A 1,760-nucleotide genomic window follows, 5' to 3' on the forward strand; every position below is an offset into this window, starting at 1 on the left:
AATCCCGCCACCGGACGCCGTGCCGGCAATCCGGCGGGCGCCCCGCCGATCGCCGGAGACCCGCCCGTGCTGCCCCATTTCGCCCCGACCGACACCGCCGAGCCCGCCGTTGCCATCCACGCCGTGGCCGAGGACGGGCTGGCCGCGACGCTGGCCGCCCTTGGCCCCGTGGCCGAAGGCTGGGCGAAGGCCAACGGCTTCAAGGCCGAGGCCGGCGCGCTGCTGCTCGTGCCGGGCGAGGCGGGGGCGCTCTCCGCCGTGGTGTTCGGCCTTGGCAAGGCAAGCGATCCGGCGCGCGCGCCCTTCCTCACCGGCAAGCTCTCGGCAAGCCTTCCGGCCGGCCTCTACCGCTTTGCCACCTTCGAAGGGGACCTTGCCCTCGGCGTGCTCGGCTTTGCGCTCGGCGCCTACCGCTTCGAGCGCTACGTCAAGCCGAAGGCCGAGCGGCCGCGCCTCGTCATGCCCTCCACGGTGGATGCCCGCGAAATCGCCTCGCTGGCCGGCGCGGTCGCCATGGTCCGCGACCTCGTCAACATTCCGGCCAACGACCTCGGCCCGGCCGAGCTGGCCGCCGCCGCGCGCGACCTCGCCGAGGCTCACGGCGCCGACGTGCGCGAGATCGTCGGCGACGATCTGCTGACGGAAAACTTTCCGCTGGTGCACGCCGTGGGCGCGGCCAGCACCCGCGCGCCGCGCCTGATCGACTTCACCTGGGGCGACGCGGATGCGCCGAAGGTGACGCTGGTGGGCAAGGGCGTCTGCTTCGACACCGGCGGCCTCAACATCAAGCCCGACAGCTCCATGCTGCTGATGAAGAAGGACATGGGGGGCGCTGCCAACGTGCTCGGCCTTGCCCGTCTCGTCATGGAAGCGGGCCTGCGCCTGCGGCTGCGCGTGATCGTGCCCACGGTGGAAAATTCGATTGCCGGCAACGCCTTCCGCCCCGGCGACGTCTTCCCGAGCCGCAAGGGCCTGACGGTCGAGATCGGCAACACCGACGCCGAGGGGCGCCTCATCCTCGCCGACGCGCTGGCGCTCGCCGACGAGGAGGAGACCGACCTGATCGTCGACATGGCCACCCTCACGGGCGCTGCACGCGTCGCCCTCGGCCCGGACCTGCCGCCGGTCTACACCCGCGACGACGCGCTGGCGGCTGATCTTGCCGCCGCCGGCGACCGGGTCGGCGATCCTTCCTGGCGCCTGCCGCTCTGGGCCCCCTACGACAAGCTGCTCGCCTCCAAGGTCGCCGACGTCAACCACATCTCGCCCGGCGGCTTTGCCGGCTCCATCACCGCCGCCCTGTTCCTCGGCCGCTTCGTGGAAAAGACAAGGAGCTGGCTCCACGCCGACATCTTCGCCTGGGTTCCGGCAGAAAAGCCCGGCCAGCCGATCGGCGGCGAAGCCAGGTGATCCGCGCCCTCTACGAGGTGCTGAAGGCGCGCTATCCGGCGGGGTGATGGGGGGAGGCGGTGGCACGGCATGCGGCCGTGCCGAGGCGGCAACTAACTGGCTTGCTGATCGGCGTTCGTCCAAATCTTCCATTCATGCGGTGAAAATTGAAACTCTCAGGGCTTTGAAAGCTGCGCTCGTTGTTCGGCGGCTTTGACGAAGTTCCGAATATCATTGGCCAGCGAAAGGGCGCACGCGGCAACTTCATCCATTTTCTTAGTCCGAAATAAGTGCTTGGCCCGCACCCTTTGATTTTTTGGATTTGCTAGCTCGGAGAGCGCGTTGGTGCCCACCGGTGGGTATTCTCGCAG

At 69.1% G+C, this 1,760-nt stretch carries 1 protein-coding gene and 1 pseudogene; one reads left to right on the top strand and one right to left on the bottom strand.

Annotated features, from left to right (window positions below; genetic code table 11):
- The first annotated feature begins 69 nt into the window (after positions 1-69).
- A pseudogene (locus A6302_RS20170) lies at positions 70-1,457 on the top strand (leucyl aminopeptidase family protein).
- 108 nt (positions 1,458-1,565) lie between these two features.
- Here A6302_RS20170 and A6302_RS23285 read toward each other — a convergent pair.
- On the bottom strand, positions 1,566-1,760 hold a 195-nt coding region (locus A6302_RS23285), incomplete at its 5' end, for a hypothetical protein (protein WP_210183422.1).

The organism is Methylobrevis pamukkalensis (genome assembly GCF_001720135.1).
Classification (GTDB): domain Bacteria; phylum Pseudomonadota; class Alphaproteobacteria; order Rhizobiales; family Pleomorphomonadaceae; genus Methylobrevis; species Methylobrevis pamukkalensis.